Here is a 1,040-nt window from a genome sequence, read left to right as displayed (position 1 = left end):
GGAAGGTGCCTTCGGCGAGCGAGAAGGTCAGGAAGTGGAGGACGAACCAGCCGCCCCAGAGCATCAGCGCCGCGCGCTTGGGGTCGGTGCGGGGAGCGCGGCCGCGCAGCACCAGGCCGCCGATCAGTGCGATCGCCGCGAAGGGGATCAGCCAGGAGATCTGGCCGCCCATGATCTCGTTGAACATCCGGTACAGGCCCGAACTGCCGCCGAACGAGGCCCCGTTGCCCTGCGATCCGACCGAGGAGCTGGCGCCGAAGATGCGGCCGAAGCCGTTGTAGCCGATGACCAGGTCCCACACCGTGTTGTCGGTGGAGCCGCCGATGTAGGGGCGGGAGGAGGCGGGGATCAGGTCGACGATCACCATCCACCAGGCGCTGGAGACGATCAGCGCGACGGTGGCGACGGCGAGGTTGCGGATGCGCTTGCCGAGGGAGACGTTCGTGCCCAGAGGTAGACGAGGAAGAACGCGGGCAGGACGACGTACGCCTGCATCATCTTGGTGTTGAACGCGAAGCCGATCGCGACCGCCGACCAGACCAGCGGCATCAACTTGCCGTTGCGGACGGCCTTCAGGAGGGCGACCGCGCCGAGCATCATGAGCAGGACGAGGATCGGGTCCGGGTTGGTGTCGCGGGTGATGGCGACCGTGATCGGGGTGAGGGTGAGGACGAGCGCCGAGACGGTGCCGGCGACCGCGCCGAAGTCCCGCTTGACGCTGCGGTACAGCAGGGCCACGGAACCGGTGCCGGCCGCGACCATCGGGAGCATCAACTGCCAGGTGCCGTACCCGAATACGCGGGCGGAGAGGCCCATCACCCAGAGGGCGAACGGTGGTTTGTCGACCGTGATGAAGCTGCCGGAGTCCAGCGCGCCGAAGAAGAACGCCTTCCAGCTCTTGGTGCCGCTGTAGACGGCCGCGTCGTAGAAGGTGTTGCCGGTGATCGAGGTCAGGTTCCAGGCGTAGAGCGCGGTGGCCAGCAGGAGGATCGCCCAGAGGGCCGGGCGGGCCCAGCGCGGGTCGTCCTCCGGGCCCGTGA

1 pseudogene is annotated in these 1,040 nt (G+C 68.3%); it reads right to left on the bottom strand.

The annotated features are described in order from the left end of the window. Nucleotides 1–1,040 (bottom strand): annotated as a pseudogene (locus AB0M39_RS42235) (glycosyltransferase family 39 protein); the annotation flags it as partial.

Source organism: Streptomyces sp. NPDC051907 (genome assembly GCF_040681075.1).
GTDB lineage: Bacteria > Actinomycetota > Actinomycetes > Streptomycetales > Streptomycetaceae > Streptomyces.
This window is presented reverse-complemented; position numbering and strand designations above follow the sequence as displayed.